This window comes from Bifidobacterium sp. LH_424 (genome assembly GCF_056356895.1).
Genome location: NZ_JBKEVC010000001.1, coordinates 650,643 through 673,006, shown reverse-complemented (window position 1 = coordinate 673,006; position 22,364 = coordinate 650,643). Strand labels below are relative to the sequence as shown.

The window sequence follows — 22,364 nt, the reverse complement described above, 5'->3', positions numbered from 1 at the left end:
GATTGTATTGTTGTGCATCTACCGTGTTGTCCGTGGACTTGAAGACAAATCCGATGAACAGTGTTTCGACCAAGACTTTCCATGCTCTCTGGCTCGATGCGCTCGTGACGGGCGTTATGCTGTTGTGTGATTTGCCGTTCGTGTTGCCGTGGTTTTCTTTTGGTGTTCCGTTGAAGGGTGTTGTCGGGTTGGTGTGCGCGGTTGGGATGTGCGCACCGTGGTTGGCGAGACGGCGTTTCCCGCTGGGGTCGTTTTTGGTCTCGTTGGGATTCGCTATCGTTCAAGTGCTGTTTGTTTCGCTTCCGGTTCCCGGTTCGGATGTGCCCTTCAATATGTTCGATGGTGTGGTGACGCCGTTGCCGTCATCGGTGATGGTGGTGTTCGGCGTGTATAACGTGGCGAGTCGTAGTCGCTGGCTGCAGGCGTTGATCGCCGCGTTGCTGGCGCTTGGCTTCGTGGGGGTCGTGGCGGCGTGGCAGGTGCGTGCCGGCTGGGTGTCACGCGATGCGGTGATGCTGGCGGTGATCCTGGTCGGCTGGGTGTGGGGTTGGGGTCTGCTGGTCGGTTCCTTGCGCGAACGCAATCGGCGGTTGGAACGTGAGCGGGATATGCGTGTGCGGCTGGCTGTCGTCGGAGAGCGTACGCGCATTGCACGTGAGATTCATGATGCGGTCTCGCATTCGTTGGTGTCGATGACGGTGATGGCGGAAGCCGCAGGTTGTCTGGTCGATTCGGACCCTGCGAAGGCCGGGAAGGTGATGAGCATGGTGAGCGGTACGGGGCGGGCGGCCACGGCCGACATTCGCCGGGTGCTGACCGTGCTGCGCGACGACGATACGAGTGCCGACGATTCGACTCAGCCGAGTCTTGTGAATCTGGATGCTCTCGTCGCCCGGACCCGCGCGGGTGGCGTCGATGTGGAATTGACGGTGCGCGGCGAACGTCGCACTCTGCCTACCGGATTGGATGCCGCGGCGTATCGCATCGTGCAGGAGTCGTTGACGAACGCGGTCAAGCATGGCGGCCCGTCGTTGACCCGCATCGAGGTGACGTCGGATTACGGCGGGGATGCCCTGACCATCCATGTGGATGACGACGGCGCCGGGCCGAAGTCGCATCATGACGGCGGTTTCACCGATGGCGGTCGAGGTCTGATCGGCATGCGGGAACGGGTTGATGCCTATGACGGCACGCTGCGGTTCGGACCGGGCCCTCGGGGCGGGTTCGAGGTGGTCGCCGTGCTGCCGTTCGACGATGCGCATGACGGGGAGATGAAGTGATGGCGATTCGCGTATTGATTGTTGATGACCAGCCGATGTTCCGCATGGGATTGCAGCTGCTGTTGGAGACCGTCGATGGCATTGACGTGGCCGGTGAGTCCGAGGACGGCGGTGCGGCGTTGGCGTTTCTGGGATCCATGCCGGTGGATGTGGTGTTGATGGACGTGCGCATGCCCGTGATGGACGGTGTGGAGGCGACCCGGCGAATCCGCGCGGAATTCAAGGACGACGCGCCTCGTGTGCTGATGCTGACCACGTTCGCGTTGGACGAGTATGTGATCGACGCGCTGGAGGCCGGGGCATCGGGATTCCTGCTCAAGGACGCACCATTGGACGAGCTCGTCTCGGCGATACGGCACGTCGAGGCCGGTGACGCGGTCGTTCCCCACGCATGACCGCGCGTCTGCTGGGGCATTTCCTTTCGAACGGGAGCACGAAGGACAATGCCGGCAACAGGGACGTCACGGGTGCGGTGGCGGCGTTCGACCTGACCGACCGGGAGGCGGAGGTGTTTCGTCTGATCGGCTTGGGATTGTCGAACGGGCAGATCGCCGACCGTCTGCGTATCGCCGAGAACACGGTGCGCGTGCATGTGCGGCATGTGCTGGACAAGACCGGCTCATGCAACCGTGTCCAGGCCGCGGTGTTGGCCTACCGCATCGGCCTTGTCTCCGCCGACGACCGGTGATGGCGACTCGACTAGTCCGAAACGACTAGCGGCACCGGACGCGAATAGTCCATCCGGCCAATGGCGGGGGCGGCGGATCCCGGGAATCATGGATGCCATGAGCAACCAACGACAATCCCGGCAAGGGTATCCATCCGACGCGATGGTGTCCACCCATCATCTGACGAAGCGCTACGGCGATCGCACGGTCGTCGACGATCTGAACCTGCTCGTGCCGCGCGGCAGTGTGTACGGGTTCCTCGGCCCGAACGGTTCGGGCAAATCCACCACGATGAAGATGCTCCTGTCCTTGGTCCAACCCACCGGAGGCGACATCATCATCGACAGGCGGCCCATGAACCGCAGGACCCGGGGCGAGCAGTTGACGCATATCGGCTCGCTGATTGAATCGCCTCCCGGATACGGGCACCTGACCGGCGAGGAGAACATGCGCATCGTCCAACGCCTGCTCTCGCTGAGCGACCGTCAGATCGACGCGGCCGTGCACGCGGTGCGCATGGAAAGCCAGATGGACAAGCTCGTACGCAACTACTCGCTGGGCATGAAGCAACGCCTCGGCATCGCCATGGCACTCGCACGCTCGCCGCAACTGCTGATACTGGACGAGCCGACCAACGGGCTGGATCCGGCAGGCATCGAGGAGATCCGTGAACTGCTCGCCCGCCTGCGCGATCAGGGCGTCACGGTGATCGTATCAAGCCACCTGCTCGGCGAGATCGACAGGACCTGCGACACACTCGGCATCCTGTCACGAGGGCGTCTCCTGTTCCAAGGCACGCGCTCCCAACTGTTCTCCAAGGCCACACCCGACCTGCTCGTCGAAACCGACGACCCGGCGAAGGCGAAGGCCCTGCTGGAATCACGCGGCTACACCGGACTCGCCCTCGAAGACCGGGCACTGGCCGTACCGGGCGTCGGCTCTCACGACACGACTGCCGATATCATCGCATGGTTCGTGAGCCAGGGCCTACGCATCTTCATGGTGCGCCGCCGCGAACAAAGCCTGGAGGACATCTTCATGCGTTTGACGGGAGCGGGAAGCCTATGAGACACGCAACCCCGGGTGCGGCCACGCCCGATGCCGACACCGCGGCCCCGCAGTCCAGGAACGAAGGCATGCTGCGCCGGGCCATCATGATGGGCTCCGCCGCCAGCCGCATCGGCACCTCGTTCCCGGTCGATCCCGTCACGCCCGCCACCATGTGCATCAGCATCGGCACATCCATCGGCCTGACCCTCATCATCATCGCCATCGCCTCCCTCATACTGGAGAAACGAGACATCTATGTCTAACGGCATGGGCCTTCGCCTTTACCTCAGGATTTACGGTGACGAAAAAACTACAACCCTCCGGCCTTGTACCAGCTGACGGCAATCTGAGTGCGATCCCTGAGCCCGAGGGTCGTAAGGATGCGGCTGACTGCGCGTTTGACCGAATTGGATTCGATGACGAGTCTTCCGGCGATCTCCTCATTGCTGAGTCCTTCGGCAATGAGTGAGCAAATCTCACGTTGACGCGGGGTGAGCATGTCGAATGACGCGCGCAATTCCTGTTGCCGTCGGTCTCCCGTGGGATGGGGGAGGCCTCGTTCCAGCACCTGTCTGGTGATACGTGGGGTGAGGATCGCATCGCCGCTGGCGATGGAGCGAATCGCTTCCACCAGTGCGCGTTTGGTGACGTCCTTCAGTAGGAATCCGCTGGCTCCTGCGTCGAGTCCGCCGAAAGCATAGTCGTCTTCGTCGTAGGTGGTGAGGATGAGGATTCTGATGGTGGGCCAGTGCTTGGTGATGTGTCGGGTTGCTTCGATGCCGTCCATGCCGGGCATGCGCACGTCCATGAGAATCACGTCGGGCAATGGCCGGTGATCGGCATCCAACTGGTTGAGCGTGTCGATGGCGGCTTGCCCGTTCTCCGCCGACTTGATGACGGTGATGCCGGTCACGTCGTCGAGCATGAGCTGGAAGCCGAGTCGTGCCAGTCTCTGGTCGTCCACGAGCATCACACGGATCATGGTCAGATCTGCCTTTCAGTCTGCCGTTCCCCGGTCGGGGGAATGACCGCTTTGACCTGCCAGTCGGTGCCATCTATTGGCCCATAGGCGAATACACCGCCGGTGTCTTGCACACGCCGTGACAGTCTGGCCAGTCCGGTGCCGTTATCGGACGTGGCGGTTGGCGTCGCGCCGTCGGCTCCGTCGTTGCTGACGGTGACGGTGACCCCATTCCGAGGCTGGTGGTTCCATGAGACGTTGAGATGCGTGACGTGCCTGCCATGTCGGATGGCGTTGGTGATGGCCTCTCGGGTCACGTCGAAACAGAGATTCGCCTGCGATCCGTCGTCGGCGCGGATGCCGGTTTCGGTGAATACGGTAATGATGCCGAGCGTGCGGGCGTGTGCGAGGATCGGGCGGATGTCGTCCCACGAACGCATGCTCCGGGAGCCCGGTTCGGAGGAATCCTCGTTTTCGGCGGTCGTGTCGGTTTCGGTCAGTGCGCGCACGGCCTTGCGTGTGTCCTCCAGGCTTTCCCGTGCGATCTCGTTGATGCCTTTCAGAGCCTCCTCCACGCGCGGGTCGCCGGTCTTGCCGGTCAATCCTTCGGATAAAGCGATGATCGCGGTCAACCCGTGCCCCACGCTGTCGTGCAGCTGGCCGGCGATGCGCGAACGATGCACCGCGGCGTCACGCTGCTTGATGGCGGTCTGCGCGCGCCGATGTTCCAAGCCGGCGGCGGCCGTGGCGTTCCTGGCTTGGGCCATGCCGCGGCGCGCCAGGGCGATCGCGCCGGCGAGGGCGAGCAGGAGGATGCGGCCGGGCCATTCGCCGAGGAACCGGCTGGCGGGCCATGACATGAACGTCGCCAAGGTCACGGCCAACGTCGTCGCGAGGGACCCGATGTACATGCGGCGTTCCCCGGCCGTGCGCATGAACGCGTAGAATGCCACGACCAGCTGGACCAGCAGGATCGAGTCCGCATGCCAGAAGGACAGCGTCAAGGTCAGGATGAGCTGCGACGCCAACGTGGCGGACGGGGCACGGTAGCGGAACACCAATGTCAGACATGACAGGCACAGGGCTAGCAACAGCATCACGAATCCGCCGGTCTGCTTGGCGAGCGTGTACATCGGGTCCAACGGGGCGCCGATCATGCGCTCCCACGTGAGCATCGCGCCCTCGACCGCGAGCACACATAATGGCATGGCTATGGCAGTGACCCTGCCGACATTCACCGTTTGCCGTTCCATATGATCCACTGTGCCACCTCGTCGGGTCATCGGCATGTTCACTGGGCGAGACAGTCCGCGCCGGGCATCAGGCAGCCGAGCATCGTGACCGAACCGGTGAACAACACAGTGAATACGATGATGATGGCCAGCCATACGAACGGCGAGAACAGCGCCCCGATCCATGCGACGACACGGCCGCCATGCTCCCATCCGTGCCCGTCGCGGCCGATGATCCACGCAATCAGCACGCCGGGCAGAGACAGGAACAGGCCGAGCAGCAGGAAGCCGATAACCGAATCGTTGTGTTGGTGTGATTGCATGTCAACGGCTCCTGATCGCGTCTGCCACGCTACGACGCAGCGCGGGGCGAATCTGCATGTACTGGATGAGGAACAACGCCAGCCAGCAGGCCGCTCCCGCGCCGATCACACCGACCCACGGGATCTCGGCCACCGGAACGCCGACGAGCGTGATGGAGCGTGTGGCGAGCACGAGCGAGCTGACGACCACCGGGATGAGCGCGAGGACGACCGCGCCGGCGGCCAGTTGCAGGCTCTGCCACAGGATCATGCGCGTCACCCGGCGCGGCGACATGCCGATGCTGCGCAGCAGCGCCTGGTCGGCAACCATGCCACGGTTCGACAACGTGATGACGGCCAGGCTCGTGGTCAGGGACACGATGCACAGCATCGCGATCATCAGCAGCGAGTCCGTGTAGTTCAGGCTCGTCGGATGGCCGCCCAGGGCCAGTATCCGCCCGTAGGACCGCGCGCAGGTCAGCAGGGTCGCGGACAATCCCAGGGCCAGTGCGAGCGGGGCGATGGTGTTCATGCTGGACACGGTCTTCGCCTTGGCGGCGCGGGCCGCGAGCACGCCGGTCGCCGACCCGCACAGGCGGCATATGACGCGTCCCGCGTCCAGCAGGATCGGGACCAGCACGCCGGCGAGGACGTACATGCCGAACGACGCGATGATCCCGGCCCATAATGCGCCGTTGAACGTCTGGCCGGCCTCCTGGCCGAACGCTTGGGCGCGCGGCATGCCCATGCCGGAGAACGCCAATACCAATGCCACCGCCATGACGGTCAATCCGAGCGCCCAACGCGCCCAATACCGCCATCCACGCCGCCCGACCGGTACGTCCTTGCCGCGGATCGCCTCGATGGGACGGACCTTCGCCGCGCGTATCGAGGGCACGAACGCGCCCAGCATGCACGTGGCCACGCCCAACAGCAGCGAGCCGAGCCATGCCGTCGCGGACGGTGTGAACGCGGGAGGGACGAACGAGCCGAGCCCGCCGGCGAAGCTCTCTGCGGCCATCGCGTCGAACTCGGGGACCGCGAGCAGGCTGGCCGGCATCGCGATCAGCGAGCCGATCAGCGAGCCAGTGAGGCTCGCCACGCCCACGAGCATCCACATGCCCGCGCGCACCTGGCTCGGGCTGGCGCCCATGAGACGCCATTGCGCGAACGTGCCGCGGATGCGGTCAACCGTGGCCGAACCGACCACCGTCAGCGAGAAGAACGCAAGCAACGCCACCACGACATAGATCGTGACCGACACCATGGTGAACTCGGCCGGATCCAAACCCGCCAGCCGGGCGGCCGACGCGAATGACGGCGACGAGGTCCACACGAACTGGTTCATGCACACGCCCACCAGCGTGGTCACCACCGCGACCACCATGATCGTGGGCACCCAACCCGCGAGATTGTCACGGAACACGCGAAGCACATACCTATCCACGGCGAGCCTCCTGACCGTGCTGCGGCATGGCAGGCTCGAACGTGCGGCGCATGCCCTCGACGATCTGCCCGGCGGTCAGCCTGCCTGCCACGTGGGTGATCCCGCCGTCGCGCAGGAAGACCACGCGATCGGCTAGGGCGGCGGCGTCCGTGTCATGTGTGACCATGACCACGCTGGAACCCGAACCCGCCAGCTCGCGCAGCACCTGCAGCACGAGCCCGCTGTTCGCGGTGTCGAGCGCGCCGGTGGGCTCGTCGGCGAACACCACCGACGGACGCAAGAGCAGGGCCCGGCACAGGGCCACGCGCTGCTGCTCTCCACCGGACAGGGCGCTCACCACGGTCCTCGCCCTCCGGCGCAGGCCGAACCGGGACAGCAGCTGCGTGACATGCACGTAGTCGGCCTTGCGATGGGCGAGCGAGAGCGGCAGCATCACGTTCTCCTCGACCGTCAGATACGGCACGAGGTTGTACTGCTGGAACACGAAACCGATATGCCCGCGGATGAACCGCGAACGACGTTCCTCGTCCAACGCGTAGATGTCGGTGCCGCCGATGACGACCCGGCCCGAGTCGGGCCTGTCCAAACCTGACAACACGTACAACAGAGAGGTCTTGCCCGCTCCCGAAGGCCCGACGATCGCCGTCAACCCGGCACCGGGAATATCCAACGAGACATCGTTGAGAATCACACTCGGACTGGAACCATCAGCGGAAACCACACGCTTGACCAGCCCACGCGCCTGAACCGGCATCGACTTGACCGGTCGAAGACCGTCATCTCGTTGCCAATGGCTTGTTGCAATGGGAGTATTCGGATTTTGGATTGCCACGACAGCCTCTTTCCATAAAGGTTGATCACGTCGTTTCCGACGTATGACTCATACCTTCATGGAAAAGAACACGGAAGTCGAGAGACAAACAAAATCTGTCATCTTAGGGTGACAAACCCCACCGATGACACTCCCGAAAAAAGAGAACCCCCAGTGCATCACGGCTCAGTCGAAGACCGTCCGGAGAGGCCCTTTGGGGGATTTCATGGAATATGATAATGATTCAGGGTTAAGTAAAGAAACGTGGGTCTTAAATCCGGGGTGAGGCTTACTGTGGGTTCGCGTGTCGTGGTGCGATTAACGGTTCGGGTGTTGATCCGGCCGGGTGCTTGACTTTTCGGGTTGACTTGTTCCATCTGCAGAGACGAATCGGCGAGAGCGAGGAAGTGCCCGGTGTGCGGCGGACCGATGGGCAGAAGGTACTCACGAAGGCCGGGCACGTCGATGGAGGTACGACGCGTGTCGGCTGAGCTTTGCTATGAATCGGGAGGATGCGCTCGTCTGGAGGAGTCTCGCTCGTTCATCGCGTGAGTCACGGGCGAGGAATCCATGGACGAGACGGTTTCGACGTCAGGAGGGGTTTGGGTACCATTCTCAGGGACCCCGGCCAAACCAACCGTGTACGCCTCATCGTCTGGGCCGCACGGCATTTTCGGGGAGTGTGAGTCTTCCCTTATGGGCATACGTAAAATGCTTATTCAAGCCAAAGTCTTTCGATAGGCATGCAATGCGTCAATGACTGGCGGAAAATCAAACATGACCGTGTCATACAACACATCCCAGTCAACTTCGCCGTATTCATGAACGATGACATTGCGTAGACCGCGTAGCTCTTTCCATGGAACGTTCTTTACCGCATCAAGCACGGACTCCGAAAGCCGGGCGGCGCATTCCTGCGCCTGTTCGATTTCCTTTGCCGCCGAATTGCGGTCTCTACGGCTCAAGGCTAATTCTTCGGCCTGATTGAATCGGGACACATCCTCATGCGCATATTCAAGATGCTCGATCAATTCGTCCGGCAGGAGCGCATCACGTTCTCGATTATGCTCACATGATCCTTGTCAAATCGTTTTTGATGGCGTCATAGAATCGTTTCCCCGACGCAGTGTGCTGCGCGTTGAACAGTAATGTGCGCATGGACAGCAGTGATACCGGAGCGCCGAGAGCGGATTCCAAATCATCCTTGAGCGACAGAATCGTTCCCGCCGTGGCCCGTTGCCCTTCGTTCAGCCGATAGACGAGATCGACATCGGAAAGAGCGCTGTTGTCCCCGCGAGCAACGGAACCATAGACATACATCTCTCCCACCCCATGGTTCGGGGCGGTTTTCCGTGCGGCGTCTCGCACTTGGCCCAGGGAAAGAACACTCATATCCCTTATGATACATAGTTCCTAATCGTATTGGGAGCCTCGCGTATCACCGCCTTGAGCAGCAGCCATGCGCTTATCGCGGCGACGGTGACGCCGACCGGAATCACATAACCGGCGAATCTCGCCCCCTGCAGTGCCCATGTGGTCGGTATGACGGCGTACAGCATCGGCGCGTCCTCGAATATGCCGGAGCTCACCGTAAGCCCGGCGACGATGAAGAAGGCGACGACGTTCCAGGCGACGAGGGGACTGGCCCAGAGTCGCAGGGCGAAGCATGCAAGGGAAAGAACGACGGCGGCGAACGCAAGCATCACAACGGTATGCGGTGAGAGAGGCCGCTCATTGACGGCAAATCCGATGGCGAATCCATACAGCAAAGTCAGGCAGACGTTGACCACGACGCCGAGCGACAGCGACTCCAAGGTAAAGCGAAGCAGAAGCCGATCGTGGATGCTGAAGGAACGATACGAAGAGGGCACCCTCGCATGGGAGAAGACGAGACCGGCCGTGGCTATGGGAAGCGCCATCACCATCGCCGACTGCACCACCGCGCCCGTGTTCCCGTAACGGAAGAAAAGCAGCGGGAGAAAAAGCACGGCCATGAAGGCGAGCGTCGACCAGCGAATCAGCGACACGCGCTCGATACGGATCAGGGATTTCATTTCTTATCCGCTCCTTTGCAACGGAACCAGCTCAACAGGACATAGGCGACCATGAGCGCCACAATCGGGACGACGACCATCACGGGGCCGATAGGCGATCGGCTCGCCGTTTCCGCCGGCGACATCACGGTGCCGTTCAGGTTCAACCCGACGGTTCGCAGGGCGTTCGCGACGTAGGGCGTCGCATAATCGGGAAGGTCTCCCGGCAGAAGAACCCAGACATAGCAAAGGACGCCCGAGACGATTCCGGCGATTTTGGGATCGGTGATGATCTCGATGATCGAGTAGATCAGGGAAGTCGCAAGGCTCTGCAGCACGACGAAGCACAGGACGGTGGCCAGATGCGGGTGCATTCCGGTACCCGTCAGGATCATGATGGCGTCGAAGCACAAGACGCTCAGCAGGTTCACGGCGGTCAGGATCAGAGCCCGGAACATGGCCCTGAGCGAGCACGGCGTCCACGCGCAATACACGTGGCGGGGCAGGCCCCCATGGTGCGCTTTCGCGACCCTGTCATCGCATGCGAAGAGCAACGTGAGACAAATCAGCGGCTGGGTGCCGGTGAAATAGATGCAATATCCTCCGGTTATCGGGGTTCCGTTCGCCGCGCCTGAGATCCACGCGCCCAGCAGAAGGGACGCTACCACACCGAACGCCGCGGCGAGGAAATACCATGCATTCCAGTAATAGGCGACCAACGCGCGAATGGGAGAAATGGCGCTCACGACTCATGCCTCCCGTAATACAGATTCGCGAGGTTCACCCCGGTCAGATTCGCGACCTGCACGGCCCGGCCATGTCGGATCATGATGCATTCGTCCGGGACTCCCTGGATCTCATGGAGCAGATGCGTTGAGATGACGACGCAGTTCCCCTTATCCCGATAGGCGCGAAGCGTTTCGGACAAGGAGGCGATGCCATCGGGGTCCAAGCCGTTCTGCGGCTCGTCAAGGAACAGGAATCTCGGATGCGGTACGAGGGAGAGGCACAGCTCCAGACGCTCCTTCATGCCCGTCGAATAGTCTTTCGCCTTCCGCCCATGCGCCGCGCGGTCGATGCCGACAGCGTCCAACGCCGTCTCCGGATTCACGTCCAGACCCCAGAACGCGGAGGCCACCTCGACGTTTCGTCTGCCGCTCAGATAGGGGAAGAAACTGGGGTGGTCTATCGCCGCGGACATCTCGTTGATATTCGTCCCAGTGTACGTGACGTTCCCGCTCACGGGCTTGATTCGTCCGAGCAGCGTCTTCATCAGCGTGGTCTTGCCCGCGCCGTTCGCCCCGAGCAGGCAGATGATCCTGCCCGTACGTAATTGCAGGTTGATGTCGCTGACGATCGGGGAGTTCCTGTATCCGATTGAGAGATTCGTCGCCGATATAGCTGGCATGATCCACCTTCCATGAGAAGCGTCCCCGGAGGTCAAGGCCAAGGCTGTCTTGTCTCCACGGGCCGCGCGTCACACGACGCTGCCGACTGTTTGCATCCATGGTCTTCCCGGCCACGCGGGATTTCCATCGGTCACAAGGATGAATACGCATCTCATCCTTGAGGATGAGGTTCCGTGTCCGTTGGAGATAGGCGGGAACGCGATGCGGTTCGGTGAGGTGGGAGACACATGGATTGACGATTCGGCGAGGCGCGTCAATCCGCGGTAGGCTGGAAATCATCCGCTCGGCATCCAAGGAAGGAGCGCAATGATCGAGATACAGGGGCTCACCAAATCATTCGGAGGGGCACGCGGCGGAGGGGCTCGCGGTATGCAGGCAGGGCGCGGCGGAACGGTACCCGGCTCGGCTGCCCGGCGTGGTGCGGCAGGCGGCGCGCGCAAAGCCATCGACCACGTCACCTTCACCGCCGAAGACGGCAAAGTCACCGGATTCCTTGGGCCGAATGGAGCCGGAAAATCCACCACAATGCGCGCCGCTCTCGGCCTGATTCGCCCCGACGAAGGCAGTGCGCTCATCGACGGACGGCCCATCGAACGCATCGAGGCGCCGATGAGAGTCGTCGGAGCCGTACTCGACGCCAAATCGGCCCATCCCGGACGATCCGCCTACGCGCACCTGCGTGCGCTCGCTCTCACCAACGGCATCGGTCGCAAACGCGTCGATGAGATCATCGACATGACTGGACTCGCCGCGGTGAGGCAACGTCCCGCCGGGCAGTTCTCGCTTGGCATGAGTCAGCGTCTGTCCATCGCGGCGGCGCTCCTCGGCGACCCTCACAATCTCGTCCTCGATGAACCCGTCAACGGTCTCGATCCCGAAGGCGTCAAATGGGTGCGCGAACTGTGCCGGTACTACGCTTCACAGGGGCGGGCCGTGCTGCTCAGCTCCCATCTCATGAGCGAAGTGGCCCTCACGGCCGACGATCTCGTCATCATCGGACAGGGGCGCATCCTCGAAACCACCACCGTGAACGCGTTCGTCGCCGAACATTCGCGGCATTCGATTCGCGTCGTCACCCCGGATCCGGCCAAGCTGTACGCCATCTTCGCGCATGCGGCCGGTGTGAGCGTGATGCCTGCGGCGCGTGCCGCAGGCGACCCGGAGGAAGGGCAGGCGTTCCGCATCGTCGGCGCCGACCTCAAAGCCACGGCCGACGTGTTCGCACGCGCCGGACTCGTCATCTACCAGTTCCTCGAGGAGCGCGCCTCGCTCGAGGAGGCGTACATGGCGTTGACGCATACCGCGGTCGAATACGCGTCGACGGTACCGGACGGGAGAAACGTCGCCATAGAGAATCGTCCGCAAGGGAATATGCCGAACCGTCCGCAGGAGGTGACGCGATGAGCAGGGGAGCGCACGCGTCGAAAGGACGCGGACGGCCGGGGACACGGTCGGACAGGCGAACCGTCGGACAGGCGGGACGGGACGGTGCGCGCCTCGCTCGCGCATCCACGCGGACCGGCGGCGTGCGAGTCGGTGGTGCACGCCTCAACGCATGGGGCGTGTTCCGCAGCGAAATCGTCAAAGCGTTGAGCATTCGGTCCACCATCGTGCTGCTCGTCCTCAACCTCGTGCTGCTGCCGGCCGGCGCCGCGCTGTCCGCATGGTCGATGACGCTCATCGCCGGCATGGATCCCGGCACCGGCAAGGCGCTCGCGCATCCGGTGGAATTGCCCGCGAGCCTCATGTGGTCGTCGGTGGGCGGCTTCACCGTCACCTGCATGATCGTCACCGGCATCCTCGGCGTCATGACCGTCACCAGCGAGTACACGACCCGCACCGTGCAGATGTCGTTCGTCGCCGATCCGCATCGTGTGCTGTTCATGAACGCGAAGGCCGCCGTGACCGCGGCGTTGTCGTTCCTGTCCGCGCTGGCGGGGTTGCTGCTGTCGTGGGGTGTCGCGTACGCACTGTTCGCCACATCGGCCGGTGGCGTGGGAACGTTGGATGATTCCGAGCGTCTGCTGCCGTGGGTCACCGTGCTTGGCGGCGCGTGCGTGCTGGCGGTCACGGCCGTCATGGCGTTGGGCTTGGGCGGGTTGTGCCGTTCCACGGTGGGTGGCGTGTTCGCGCTCATCGGCATCGTCATGATCGCGCCTTCGGTATTGTCTCTGGTTTCGCTCGCCGGCGACCGGTTCGCGTGGATCAAGTCCGTCGCGGCGTGCCTGCCCAGTCAGGCGGCGACGACGTTCCTGACCGGTGGCGTCGATGTTACGGGCGCGACGGTCGCGCTGATGGGTGCCACTGGTGGTGGGGCCGTGGGCGCCGGCTCGGGTTCTGGCGGTTCATCCGCGGCTGACACGGTTGCCTCGGTCGCGACCTCGGGCGGCTTCGACCCGACCTGGTGGCAGTCCGGTCTGATGCTGCTCGCCTGGGCGGTGGTCCTCTATGCGATCGGTGTCCTTGTGGTGCGTCGCGCCGATGTGAAATAGGGGTGCGAATCGCGATTCGCGGCCGTCTCGTCCTGTGGATGCATTCGGCCGTGCGCGGGCGCAAGATCGATGCGATCCGCGCCGCCGGCAACCGTCTGCCGGTCGCATTCTCCATGCGCACGGACTGCGGGATCGTCGCGGGACGCATGGCGTGCGGCTGGGGTGAATCGTTCAAATCGATCGTGGGCGAAGGCGTCGCCTCCATCGTCGACGATCTCGACTCGCGCCGACACGGGCTGCGGTCGCTGATGGCGCATCAGGCGCACATGCCGCATGTGGAGTTCACCGACGCGCAGGTGAGAAGCGTCACGGTATGGAGAATCGAATCGGAGCATTTCACCGCCAAAGTGAGATCCAAACCCGTCGCGGCGCAGAGCGGACACGGTAGGCATGGCGTTGTCGCTCCCGACTACGCCGCGGGTGACAACGCCATCGGTGATGCTACGGTCTGAACCATGCCGATGATCGAACACAGTGATGCCGAATCCATCGCGTGGCTGCCGGAGGCGGAATTCGGCTTTCCCGGCCCGGAGCGCGACCGTCTCGTCGCGCTCATTCTCTCCGGGGCGAAGACCGCCACGGCCGCGCTGCTGATGGACTATGCGGAGGACGACGAACCGTTGCCGCACGTTGGCGACCGTTCCGCGCTGGTGGATTCCGCCGATCGTCCCGTGGCCGTATTGGAGACCACGGAGGTCGAGACCGTCCCGCTGGGAAGCGTCACCGACCGGCAGGCCATCGACGAAGGCGAGGGCGACGTCACCGTCGCGCAATGGCGTCGCACGCACGAATCCTTCTGGAATTCGGAGGAATACCGCGGCTGGTTCGCCGACCCGGATTTCGTCGTGGACGACGGCACCATGGTCGTGCTGGAGCATTTCACGGTGACGGAGCGACTGCGGTGATCGTCGCCGATTCATGCGCGATGCGGCGTGCATATGCCGGCGTGACTCGCGCGTGTGCGGTAGGGTGAACGCGTCCGACGGACCCGTATCGGATTCATGCCGGACGCATACATATGATGGGTGATGAGAGGTGCATCATGGACAGAATCGAGACCGAACGGCTGACGCTGCGACCGTGGAGGGTCGACGACGCGGCCGAGGCCGCCTCGCTGTTCCGGTACGCCTCGGACCCGGAGGTCGGGCTGCGTTGCGGATGGCCGCCGCACACCAGCGTCGAAGACAGCATGAACGACATCAGGAATATCCTCGCCGTCGAGAACAACTGGGCCATCACCATCAAGGACGACAGCGAAGCCGCGGACAACGAAACCGAAGCCGATGCGCCGGTGGGCAGCATCGTGCTCAAACCTGTCAGCCACTACACCGCCGACGTCGTCACAGGCAATCCGGAACTCGAAGCCCGCTATGGCCGGTACCTGGGCGATGAGGCGCTGGAGCTCGGCTACTGGATCGGACGCCCGTTCTGGGGCAGGGGATACATGCCCGAGGCGTTGCGCGCGGTGCTCGAATACGCGTTCGGCACGTTGCGCGTGGACGCCGTATGGGGAGGCCATTACACGCAGAACCCGCAGTCCGGCCGCGTGATGTCCAAGTGCGGACTGCACGTCGTCGGCGAATCGAAGCAGGACTACTATCCGCTCATCGACCGCCGGTACGACGGCGTCTACCGCATCATCACTGCCGACGAATGGAAAAGTGTGCGAAATAGCGCGCGAAATGCTCGATGAGCAGACGAAACCGATGCAATGTCTGTCACATCCGTATGACATTCGAATGTGTTACAATGTTAGTACATTGGCACGTTGTGATTGGGGGTGTGTGATGACGGATACCGCGACGATCAGTTTCAGAACCGATCCGCAGGTCAAGCGGCAGGCGAAGGCCCTTTATGAATCGATGGGGTTGGATCTGTCCACTGCATTGAACATGTTCCTTCGGCAATCCATCACCGATAACGGAATGCCATTCCGCGCGACAAGGGAGAATCCGGTCAACGCTGAGGCTCGTCGTCAAGCCGATGCGCGTGAAGGGGCGGCGTTCGACTCCGTGGATGCGTTGATGAAGGATCTGATGGATGCTTAGAACTGTTTTCCGCACCACGCAGTTCAAGAAGGATTTCAAGGCGGTCATCAAGAAGCACTACGACGTTGATAAGATGCGCGCCGCCGTCAAGGTTCTGATGGTAGAGGATCGCGATTTGCTCGCGACCAAGTACCGTGATCATGCGCTGGTGAACAATTGGAAAGGCTACCGGGAGATTCATATCGAAGGCGACTGGCTCCTCATCTACCGTATCGACCGTGATGAACTCCAACTGGTGCTTACCCGCACCGGCTCGCATGACCAGCTGTACTAGTGGGAATCTGCCGCGCGCCGTTTCGGCGTGACGGAACGGCACGCGGACGTTGTAGTGTGGTGGACCATGTACGACGGGAAACGGTTCGATCTGGCGATGGTGGACAATGATCCGCTGACGCTCGGGATGATGACGCTGCTGATCCGACGTGATCTTCCCGAAGCCAAGGTGATCTGGACGTGCCGTCGCGGCCGGGATGCCGTCGCCCGTTGCCTGTCCGCCGGTTCCCGGCCGGACGTGCTGCTGGTGGACATGTCGTTGGAGGGGATGGACGGTGTCGAGGTATGCCGGCGAATCCGTGAGAAGACGATCGACGTCGCGCTGATCGGCATCACGTCGTTCTCGCTGGAGCATTACGCCGCCGACGCGTTGGCCGCGGGCGCGCAATGCGTGATGGACAAGGCGCGGGTGAAGGAGATCTGCGATGCGGCGGTCGCGTTGGCCAACGGCCGTATGCCGCAGACCCGGTACGTGTCTGATCAGGCGGCCGCCCGGTCTCATGCGCCGCTCGTCGCGCGCGATGGGACCGTCGTCGATGGCGGTTCCGTCGTGGGTTCGGGTGCGGCCGTGTCCGTTGCCGTGGCGTCGTTGACGGAGCGTGAACGTGAGGTCATGCGTTTGTGCGCACAGGGCAAGAGTTCACGCGAGATCGGCGAGCTGCTGCATGTGGGGGAGTCGTCGGTGAAGACGTATGTGATGCGTGCGGCGAGGAAGCTGGGTGCGAGGAATCGGACGCAGGCGGTGGCCGAATGGCTGATGCTGCAGAATTAGTCCGCCGCGCGGGTGAGCGTGTCCGCGCCGCCGGCGTGGGGCCGGTCATGTGGTGCGTCGTGCTGTTGTCCGCCGGCTTGACGGTGTTGGAGATGGTCGAGTATCCCGCGCAGCTCGTGGCCACCACGGTGCTGACGGTCGTACACATCCTGTGCCTGCTGGTGCTGCCGTTGTATCCGTTGCCGATGAGCGTGGCGGTCGCCGTCACGTATGTGACGTGCGCCCTCCTGCCGGATACGGGCGGGGCGAGCCTGTTCTATGGCATGTGGGTCGCGTTGGCGGCGGTCGGCCGGTACGGCAAGTCACGATGGTGGTGGCTGATGCCGCCGTTGATCGCCGCGGCGCGTTGGATGGTCGCGGCACGTGCTGGAATCCCGTTCGGCGATTACGTGATATTGCTGGTGTCGTTCTTCGTCGTGTACGCGTTCGGCTGTGCGATGTCGTGGAGAGCCGTAGCCGTGCAGGCGGAACGGGACCGGTTGCGCTACGAGCGGGAGCGTGACCGTCTGGAGGCCATGCGACGCGACGCGCGGGCGGCGAGTCGGATCCACGACGCGGTGACGAACGATCTCGCGTACATGGCCATGCGATTGGACTACGAACGGTCACGTGCGACGGACGACGAGCATGCCGAGCTGTTCGACGAGCTGTACCGGCATACGATCGGCACGCTCGGCGAGGTGCGCACGGTCATCGACATGCTCGACGGGGATGACGGCGACGGGACCGGCGTCGGAGACGATGATGGTCGCGCCGGACAGTGCAACGACAGTGATGGTGCGGCGGTCACGTTCCCCGCACGTGTCCGCGACGTGCTGGACCGGAACGACCGGCTTCTGGCGCGACTCGGCTTCACCGGCGATTCGACGATGATCGACGACCTGCCGGAAGGCGAGCCGACGGATGCTGGAGGCGCCGCCCACGAGCGGGAGGTCGCTCTCATCGGTCTGCTGCGCGAGTCGTACACCAACATCGCCGTGCACGGCGACCCAGCCGGCGCATATCGGGTGGTCGTCCGCCGCAATGACGACGGTCTGTCCGCCGATCAGGTCAACGACATCGCCAGGCATCCGCCGCTGCCGGACAAGCCGCGCTCAGGAAAAGGACTGGCCCTGCATCGCGCGCGGTTCAATGCTCTCGGAGGTTCGATCGTCACTTCGGCCGAAGACGGCACGTGGATCCTGCACGCCGTCCTGCCGTCATGTCGTCCATAGTCGACGCGGCACATCTTCCGTGTCTTCGTCGGCCGTATCATGGCAACGCGTTGGGTGATAAGGATATCGGCATGATTCGCCGTGCTCCGACGGCTGATTGTGGCCGGCGTGGCGGGATGCCTGTCTTCGGGGGAGTCGAGAGTGGGGAAACGTCGGATATCGCGTTCTGAACGCGGTCGTGTGATGGCCGCGGCGGGCATGGTGATGATCGGTTCGTTGGGCATCCAGACGTCATCATCGCTGTCGGCCTCGTTGTTCGATGCCCTCGGGCCGATTCCGGTCAGTTCGATGCGCATGCTCGTCGCCGCGCTCGCCATGCTCGCGCTCATCCGGCCGAAGCTGGCCGGCCGGTCGAAAGGCGAATGGCTGGGCATCGCGGCCTACGGACTCGCGATGGCGGCGATGAACATCTGCCTGTACTCGGCCATCGACCGCATCCCGATGGGTGTGGCCGTCACCTTGGAATTCCTCGGCCCCTGCGTGGTCTCCCTCGCCGGCTCCCATCATTGGCGCGAAGGCCTGTGCGCGGTGGTTGCGCTGGTGGGCGTGGGCTTGATCTCGTTCACACCGGGCGGCTACTTCAACCCTTCCGGCTACCTGTTCGCATTGGGGTCGGCCGTCTGCTTCGGCCTATATACGCTGTTCGCCGACAAGGTCGGCAAGACGGGCACCGGATTGGACGGGCTCGCCCTGTCGGTCACGGTCGCCGCGCTCGCCACCCTGCCGATATCCGTCAGCCACGCCACGCATGCGACGCCCTCCCAATGGGGCGTCATCGTCGCGTCGGCAGTGCTGGGCGTGGCGATCCCCTACACGATGGACACGCTGTCCGGGCGCATCACATCGGCGCGCGTGGTCGGCACCTTGTTCTCCATCGACCCGGCCATGAGCGTCGTCATCGCCGCGCTGATCCTACGCCAGACCATCACGCCCACGGCCACGCTCGGCGTCATCGTCGTCTCCCTCGCCGGAGCCCTGCTCGTATGGGCGTCCGGCGGTTCAACGGAATAATGATCATCGCGCCGGTGACGTGAGTGCGGCAGAGCGTGTCACTCTCGAACAAGCGTAGGAAAGGATTGGGAACATGCTTCTGGGATTGATTGTTATTTTCCTGTTGACGGCCCGGTGGTGCTTCTCCGCGTACCGGTCCGCGAAAGACGGCCGATTGGAGCGGAACTATCAGGTCGGCATCAAGACCCGCTGGACGATCGCCTCGGATGAGACATGGGAATACGTGCACCGCAAGTACGCGTTCGTGTTCTTCGGCAGTGGCGTTCTGGTCGCTCTGATGCCGGTAGATGTGATGGTCGGCATGATTGCGACCCGAGACATCAATAACATGGACATGATTTGGTGGTGGGTACTCCTCGCCCTTGCCGTCATGCTCATCGCATGGCTCGTCATATGCGGAGTCATCGCGAATCTCGATGCCAAAAACCATTACCTGGATGGTGTATCGGCATCAGGGAAGGACCATGAGCGTTGACTTATGCACGAAGGCCGCGCTTCGGTGGTGCCATTCAAAATCGTGTTCAATAACGATGGCAGGCCTGTGCGGCGGTCGGCGAGCCATGAGCCGCCTGCCGTATCGCTTCGGCGATGTCGGCCTTAAGACGTTCCTTGGCGAGCAAACCTTGCGCACCGGCCTCGATCGCCTCGGCCCGGTAGGCGTCCACCGAATACGAGGTGACGCAGATGACGCCCACCTCGCCGGTCCGGCGCCGGATACGCCGGCACACGTCCGCGCCGGTGACGCCGCCCAACGCCATATCCAGCACAAGCACATCCGGTCTGGTACGTGTGTTGTGACAGTGCTCGATTGCCACGGCGGGCGACCCGGTGGCCCACATGATGCGGAAATCCCTTGACATGGCCGAGATCATCGCGCACATCGCGTCCAATGCGAACGGATCGTTGTCCAATACGCCGATGCGAATCGCGCCCGTCGCGCCTGTCGTACCCGGCTCGTTCCCAAGTCCCATGACGTCCACTGTACCGCCGCCAGCCTGTGGTCTTCCGTTGCGAAACGGCGGCATCGATGATGTCATGCGGTCGCTTGACGTGACGTTGCGGAGCCGATGCACAGTGGTGTGTAATGGTGATGACTGGATCACTATGGACAACGGCTCGAAGAAGAGAGGCGATCGCCATGAAGAAGCCCACAGATAACAGGTCAGCGCGGGGACGCAATGCCGGACGGCTGGTCGTCGTACTGCTGTTCGCATCCATAGCGCTGCAGGCTCTCGCATTCGCGGTATCGGAAGATGTCTTCCGCATACTCTGCCGGGCCGTCGGGGTGTCGCTGTTGGTCATAGCTCTATATCTGGCCGTGAAGAACGCCGGGATACCGGGGAGAGCGACCATGAACCGGCAAGCGAGCCCGGACGGAATGCAACCGATGACTGGGGACTCCGCGAAATCCTCAACCAATCTGTTCGCGGACTGGCTACGAGGATGGGGGCCCATCTTCCTCGGAGTGGGCGTAGGCGCATTTCTGGGTGTTGTCGCGTATGTTCAAAACTGGATCGGCCAGTGACCCTGAATGGTTTTCGACGGCTTCCCGAATCGGCGTAATCAGGAGGAAAGCTCTCGTCATTCGGTGGTGATGTGTGCGATGACTGCTGATGACGTCTGACCGGCATCGTGCGTTCCAGCGATGTGTGTACTTCTTGACTATTCCCTACTCATACACACGTGGAGGGAATGACCTTTGACTCCGGTATCACGGTGAAGTCAACCATAGTCGACATGTCATGCAATCGCTTGACGCGTTGTTGTGCGGCCACAGCAGGAGCCCTTTGATGGAGACATATTCCGAGAGATGGAGTGCTGCGAGTCGTGAAAGGACGTCATGATTGAGATTCACGGTCTGTCGAAAAGCTACGGAAGCAAACATGTATTGGACGATGTGTCGTTCCGAACCGAGCAAGGCAAGGTCACGGCGTTGATCGGGCCGAACGGCGCCGGCAAATCGACCCTGCTGCACATCCTGCTTGGATTGGAACCGGCCAGTAACGGCACGGCCACGTTCGACGGCAGACGGTACCACGAACTTGGCCCCAATCCGCTCACTGTCGTCGGCTCGTTCATCGACGGATTGGCACCGTATCCGTCGCGTACGGGTCTCAATCATCTGCGCTGGATCGCACTGGCCGCCGACATCCCGTTCTTCCGTTGCGATGAATGCCTGCGTCTTGTGGGCCTATATGAGGCGCGCAACCGCACGTATAAGACCTACTCGCTCGGCATGAAGCAACGGTTGGGCATCGCAACCGCGATACTGGCCGATGCCCCGTATCTCATTCTGGACGAGCCGTTGAACGGGCTCGACCCGGAAGGCATCAAATGGGTGCGTGACTTCATCAAGGACTATGTATCGGATCACAGGACCGTCCTGGTCTCCAGCCATTACATGGCCGAACTGGAACTGGTGGCTGACCACGTCGTGGGACTGTCGAGCGGGAGGAAAGTGCTTGACGATGGCATCGATACGCTCCTCGATGGTTACGGCAGTCTGGAGCAGGCGTACTTCAGTGTGGTGAAGGAGTGAGCAGGATGGGAACGAATGTTTCACCCCGGTATGTGTCCTGCTCGCTGGTGCGCTACTGCGCGAGCCGGCAGTTCTATTGGTCGGTGTTCGCCGTACTGGCGCTCACCGCGTTGTTCGCGGTACTGGGCGTGCAGACGATCTCCTCGACGGTGTCCATCGCTGCGGACGGCGCCATACGCTCGACGGATTCCCTGGATTCGAATCCGATGCATATCGTATCCGACGCCGTGCTTGCCTCGCCCTACCAGACCTCGATCATTCTCATTCCGATCATCGTGGCGTTGAACGTCGCGGCAGGATTCCGCTCGGGCGACGAACGGCAACTGCGACTGCTGGTCAACCGGCCTTGGTCGTTCGCAATCGGAGACGTACTCGCGACCGTGATCTACTGCGCTGGCGTCTCACTGCTGTCATCCGCACTGAACGTGGTGATACTTGTCGCGACGTTGCATCCCGCCCTGCGGCCCATGTTCCTCACCAAGACCGTGATCACGACACCGTTGCGTGTCACGGTGTTCGCCGTGGTCATGGGTCTGGTCGGCTACATCGCGGCCGTAGCCACGAAACGTGACGTGCCGGCATTGGTCGTGATCTTCCTGTTGCTCATGGTCTCGCTGTCCGGCGTACTGAAGGTGATTCATGCGGACGTGCTGCTGCCGATGATCGGCGGCAAAAGCTTCGCGTTCGGGAGAGTCGCCGATGCCGGGGACATCTCCGTGGCGGCGTCCGCGATTGTCATGGGATGCTGGCTTGTTGCGATGTTGTGCATCGCGGCAATCGCGCGCATCCGACTTCTATGCGAATCGAAGGCATAAGGGATGT

At 62.6% G+C, this 22,364-nt stretch carries 29 protein-coding genes and 1 pseudogene; 19 read left to right on the top strand and 11 right to left on the bottom strand.

Features of this window, described 5'->3' with window-relative positions; translation table 11 throughout:
- Positions 1–53: 53 nt before the first annotated feature.
- From AC1AYP_RS02880 to AC1AYP_RS02860, 5 genes are all read left to right on the top strand, one after another.
- On the top strand, positions 54–1,280 hold the full coding sequence (locus AC1AYP_RS02880; protein WP_476546682.1) for a sensor histidine kinase: 1,227 nt from the start codon (positions 54–56) through the stop codon (positions 1,278–1,280).
- Positions 1,280–1,675, top strand: coding sequence for a response regulator (locus tag AC1AYP_RS02875; protein WP_476502015.1), 396 nt, complete (start codon positions 1,280–1,282; stop codon positions 1,673–1,675). Before AC1AYP_RS02880 ends, AC1AYP_RS02875 begins: the two co-directional genes overlap by 1 nt.
- On the top strand, positions 1,672–1,968 hold the full coding sequence (locus AC1AYP_RS02870; RefSeq protein WP_476501643.1) for a helix-turn-helix domain-containing protein: 297 nt from the start codon (positions 1,672–1,674) through the stop codon (positions 1,966–1,968). Before AC1AYP_RS02875 ends, AC1AYP_RS02870 begins: the two co-directional genes overlap by 4 nt.
- Positions 1,969–2,065: 97 nt before the next feature.
- Entirely contained in the window at positions 2,066–3,016 is a 951-nt protein-coding gene (locus tag AC1AYP_RS02865) for an ABC transporter ATP-binding protein (RefSeq protein WP_051922874.1), read from the top strand.
- Entirely contained in the window at positions 3,013–3,261 is a 249-nt protein-coding gene (locus tag AC1AYP_RS02860; protein ID WP_476501644.1) for a hypothetical protein, read from the top strand. Before AC1AYP_RS02865 ends, AC1AYP_RS02860 begins: the two co-directional genes overlap by 4 nt.
- Before the next feature lie 47 nt (positions 3,262–3,308).
- Here AC1AYP_RS02860 and AC1AYP_RS02855 read toward each other — a convergent pair whose 3' ends face one another.
- The 10 genes from AC1AYP_RS02855 to AC1AYP_RS02810 form a co-directional block, all read right to left on the bottom strand.
- Complete coding sequence (locus tag AC1AYP_RS02855) at positions 3,309–3,980, bottom strand: response regulator transcription factor (RefSeq protein ID WP_476501645.1); 672 nt, start codon at positions 3,978–3,980, stop codon at positions 3,309–3,311.
- Between the two features lie 2 nt (positions 3,981–3,982).
- Positions 3,983–5,212, bottom strand: coding sequence for a sensor histidine kinase (locus AC1AYP_RS02850; RefSeq protein ID WP_476501646.1), 1,230 nt, complete (start codon positions 5,210–5,212; stop codon positions 3,983–3,985).
- Between the two features lie 38 nt (positions 5,213–5,250).
- Entirely contained in the window at positions 5,251–5,514 is a 264-nt protein-coding gene (locus tag AC1AYP_RS02845) for a hypothetical protein (RefSeq protein WP_476501647.1), read from the bottom strand.
- Position 5,515: 1 nt separating this feature from the next.
- Positions 5,516–6,919 (bottom strand): FtsX-like permease family protein, encoded by a 1,404-nt coding sequence (locus AC1AYP_RS02840; protein ID WP_476501648.1) that lies wholly within the window; start codon positions 6,917–6,919, stop codon positions 5,516–5,518.
- Between the two features lie 13 nt (positions 6,920–6,932).
- Entirely contained in the window at positions 6,933–7,631 is a 699-nt protein-coding gene (locus tag AC1AYP_RS02835) for an ABC transporter ATP-binding protein (RefSeq protein ID WP_238567634.1), read from the bottom strand.
- An 839-nt stretch (positions 7,632–8,470) separates the two neighbouring features.
- The gene (locus AC1AYP_RS02830) at positions 8,471–8,782 is read right to left on the bottom strand and encodes a HepT-like ribonuclease domain-containing protein (RefSeq protein ID WP_476501649.1); all 312 of its coding nucleotides are present in this window, start codon (positions 8,780–8,782) and stop codon (positions 8,471–8,473) included.
- Between the two features lie 37 nt (positions 8,783–8,819).
- A complete protein-coding gene (locus AC1AYP_RS02825; protein WP_476501650.1) occupies positions 8,820–9,143 on the bottom strand; it encodes a nucleotidyltransferase family protein in 324 nt (107 codons plus the stop codon).
- Positions 9,144–9,148: 5 nt separating this feature from the next.
- Positions 9,149–9,805, bottom strand: a complete 657-nt coding sequence (locus tag AC1AYP_RS02820; RefSeq protein ID WP_476501651.1) for a cytochrome C oxidase subunit IV — start codon at positions 9,803–9,805, stop codon at positions 9,149–9,151.
- Positions 9,802–10,530 carry a hypothetical protein gene (locus AC1AYP_RS02815; RefSeq protein ID WP_476501652.1) on the bottom strand — a complete coding sequence of 243 codons (729 nt, stop codon included), beginning with the start codon at positions 10,528–10,530 and terminating at the stop codon, positions 9,802–9,804. The genes AC1AYP_RS02820 and AC1AYP_RS02815 overlap by 4 nt, the downstream gene beginning before the upstream one ends.
- Entirely contained in the window at positions 10,527–11,192 is a 666-nt protein-coding gene (locus AC1AYP_RS02810; protein ID WP_476501653.1) for an ABC transporter ATP-binding protein, read from the bottom strand. Before AC1AYP_RS02810 ends, AC1AYP_RS02815 begins: the two co-directional genes overlap by 4 nt.
- A gap of 370 nt (positions 11,193–11,562) precedes the next feature.
- Between AC1AYP_RS02810 and AC1AYP_RS02805 the strand changes: the two genes are divergently transcribed.
- From AC1AYP_RS02805 to AC1AYP_RS02755, 11 genes and pseudogenes are all read left to right on the top strand, one after another.
- Positions 11,563–12,597: an ATP-binding cassette domain-containing protein gene (locus tag AC1AYP_RS02805; protein WP_476501654.1), complete on the top strand. Its 1,035-nt coding sequence runs from the start codon at positions 11,563–11,565 to the stop codon at positions 12,595–12,597.
- Between the two features lie 158 nt (positions 12,598–12,755).
- Positions 12,756–13,685 carry a hypothetical protein gene (locus tag AC1AYP_RS02800; protein WP_476532207.1) on the top strand — a complete coding sequence of 310 codons (930 nt, stop codon included), beginning with the start codon at positions 12,756–12,758 and terminating at the stop codon, positions 13,683–13,685.
- 20 nt (positions 13,686–13,705) lie between these two features.
- Positions 13,706–14,137: pseudogene (locus AC1AYP_RS02795) on the top strand (pyridoxamine 5'-phosphate oxidase family protein); the annotation flags it as partial.
- 3 nt (positions 14,138–14,140) lie between these two features.
- Positions 14,141–14,590, top strand: a complete 450-nt coding sequence (locus AC1AYP_RS02790) for an ASCH domain-containing protein (protein WP_476546681.1) — start codon at positions 14,141–14,143, stop codon at positions 14,588–14,590.
- 137 nt (positions 14,591–14,727) lie between these two features.
- A complete protein-coding gene (locus AC1AYP_RS02785; RefSeq protein ID WP_476501657.1) occupies positions 14,728–15,378 on the top strand; it encodes a GNAT family N-acetyltransferase in 651 nt (216 codons plus the stop codon).
- Between the two features lie 94 nt (positions 15,379–15,472).
- On the top strand, positions 15,473–15,733 hold the full coding sequence (locus tag AC1AYP_RS02780; RefSeq protein WP_476501658.1) for a type II toxin-antitoxin system RelB/DinJ family antitoxin: 261 nt from the start codon (positions 15,473–15,475) through the stop codon (positions 15,731–15,733).
- On the top strand, positions 15,726–16,007 hold the full coding sequence (locus tag AC1AYP_RS02775; protein WP_476546680.1) for a type II toxin-antitoxin system YafQ family toxin: 282 nt from the start codon (positions 15,726–15,728) through the stop codon (positions 16,005–16,007). Before AC1AYP_RS02780 ends, AC1AYP_RS02775 begins: the two co-directional genes overlap by 8 nt.
- 66 nt (positions 16,008–16,073) lie before the next feature.
- Positions 16,074–16,778, top strand: a complete 705-nt coding sequence (locus AC1AYP_RS02770) for a LuxR C-terminal-related transcriptional regulator (protein ID WP_476546679.1) — start codon at positions 16,074–16,076, stop codon at positions 16,776–16,778.
- Positions 16,757–17,992: a sensor histidine kinase gene (locus tag AC1AYP_RS02765; protein ID WP_476546678.1), complete on the top strand. Its 1,236-nt coding sequence runs from the start codon at positions 16,757–16,759 to the stop codon at positions 17,990–17,992. The genes AC1AYP_RS02770 and AC1AYP_RS02765 overlap by 22 nt, the downstream gene beginning before the upstream one ends.
- 183 nt (positions 17,993–18,175) lie before the next feature.
- A complete protein-coding gene (locus AC1AYP_RS02760) occupies positions 18,176–19,003 on the top strand; it encodes an EamA family transporter (RefSeq protein WP_476546736.1) in 828 nt (275 codons plus the stop codon).
- Between the two features lie 73 nt (positions 19,004–19,076).
- Positions 19,077–19,478, top strand: coding sequence for an SdpI family protein (locus AC1AYP_RS02755; RefSeq protein WP_476546677.1), 402 nt, complete (start codon positions 19,077–19,079; stop codon positions 19,476–19,478).
- 46 nt (positions 19,479–19,524) lie between these two features.
- Here AC1AYP_RS02755 and AC1AYP_RS02750 read toward each other — a convergent pair whose 3' ends face one another.
- A complete protein-coding gene (locus tag AC1AYP_RS02750) occupies positions 19,525–19,974 on the bottom strand; it encodes a response regulator transcription factor (RefSeq protein WP_476546676.1) in 450 nt (149 codons plus the stop codon).
- 167 nt (positions 19,975–20,141) lie between these two features.
- Here AC1AYP_RS02750 and AC1AYP_RS02745 point away from each other — a divergent pair, with 167 nt between their 5' ends.
- The 3 genes from AC1AYP_RS02745 (at position 20,142) to AC1AYP_RS02735 (ending at position 22,357) form a co-directional block, all read left to right on the top strand.
- Entirely contained in the window at positions 20,142–20,528 is a 387-nt protein-coding gene (locus AC1AYP_RS02745) for a hypothetical protein (RefSeq protein WP_476546675.1), read from the top strand.
- 315 nt (positions 20,529–20,843) lie between these two features.
- A complete protein-coding gene (locus AC1AYP_RS02740) occupies positions 20,844–21,542 on the top strand; it encodes an ABC transporter ATP-binding protein (RefSeq protein WP_476546674.1) in 699 nt (232 codons plus the stop codon).
- A gap of 32 nt (positions 21,543–21,574) precedes the next feature.
- Positions 21,575–22,357, top strand: a complete 783-nt coding sequence (locus tag AC1AYP_RS02735) for a hypothetical protein (RefSeq protein WP_476546673.1) — start codon at positions 21,575–21,577, stop codon at positions 22,355–22,357.
- Positions 22,358–22,364: the final 7 nt, after the last annotated feature.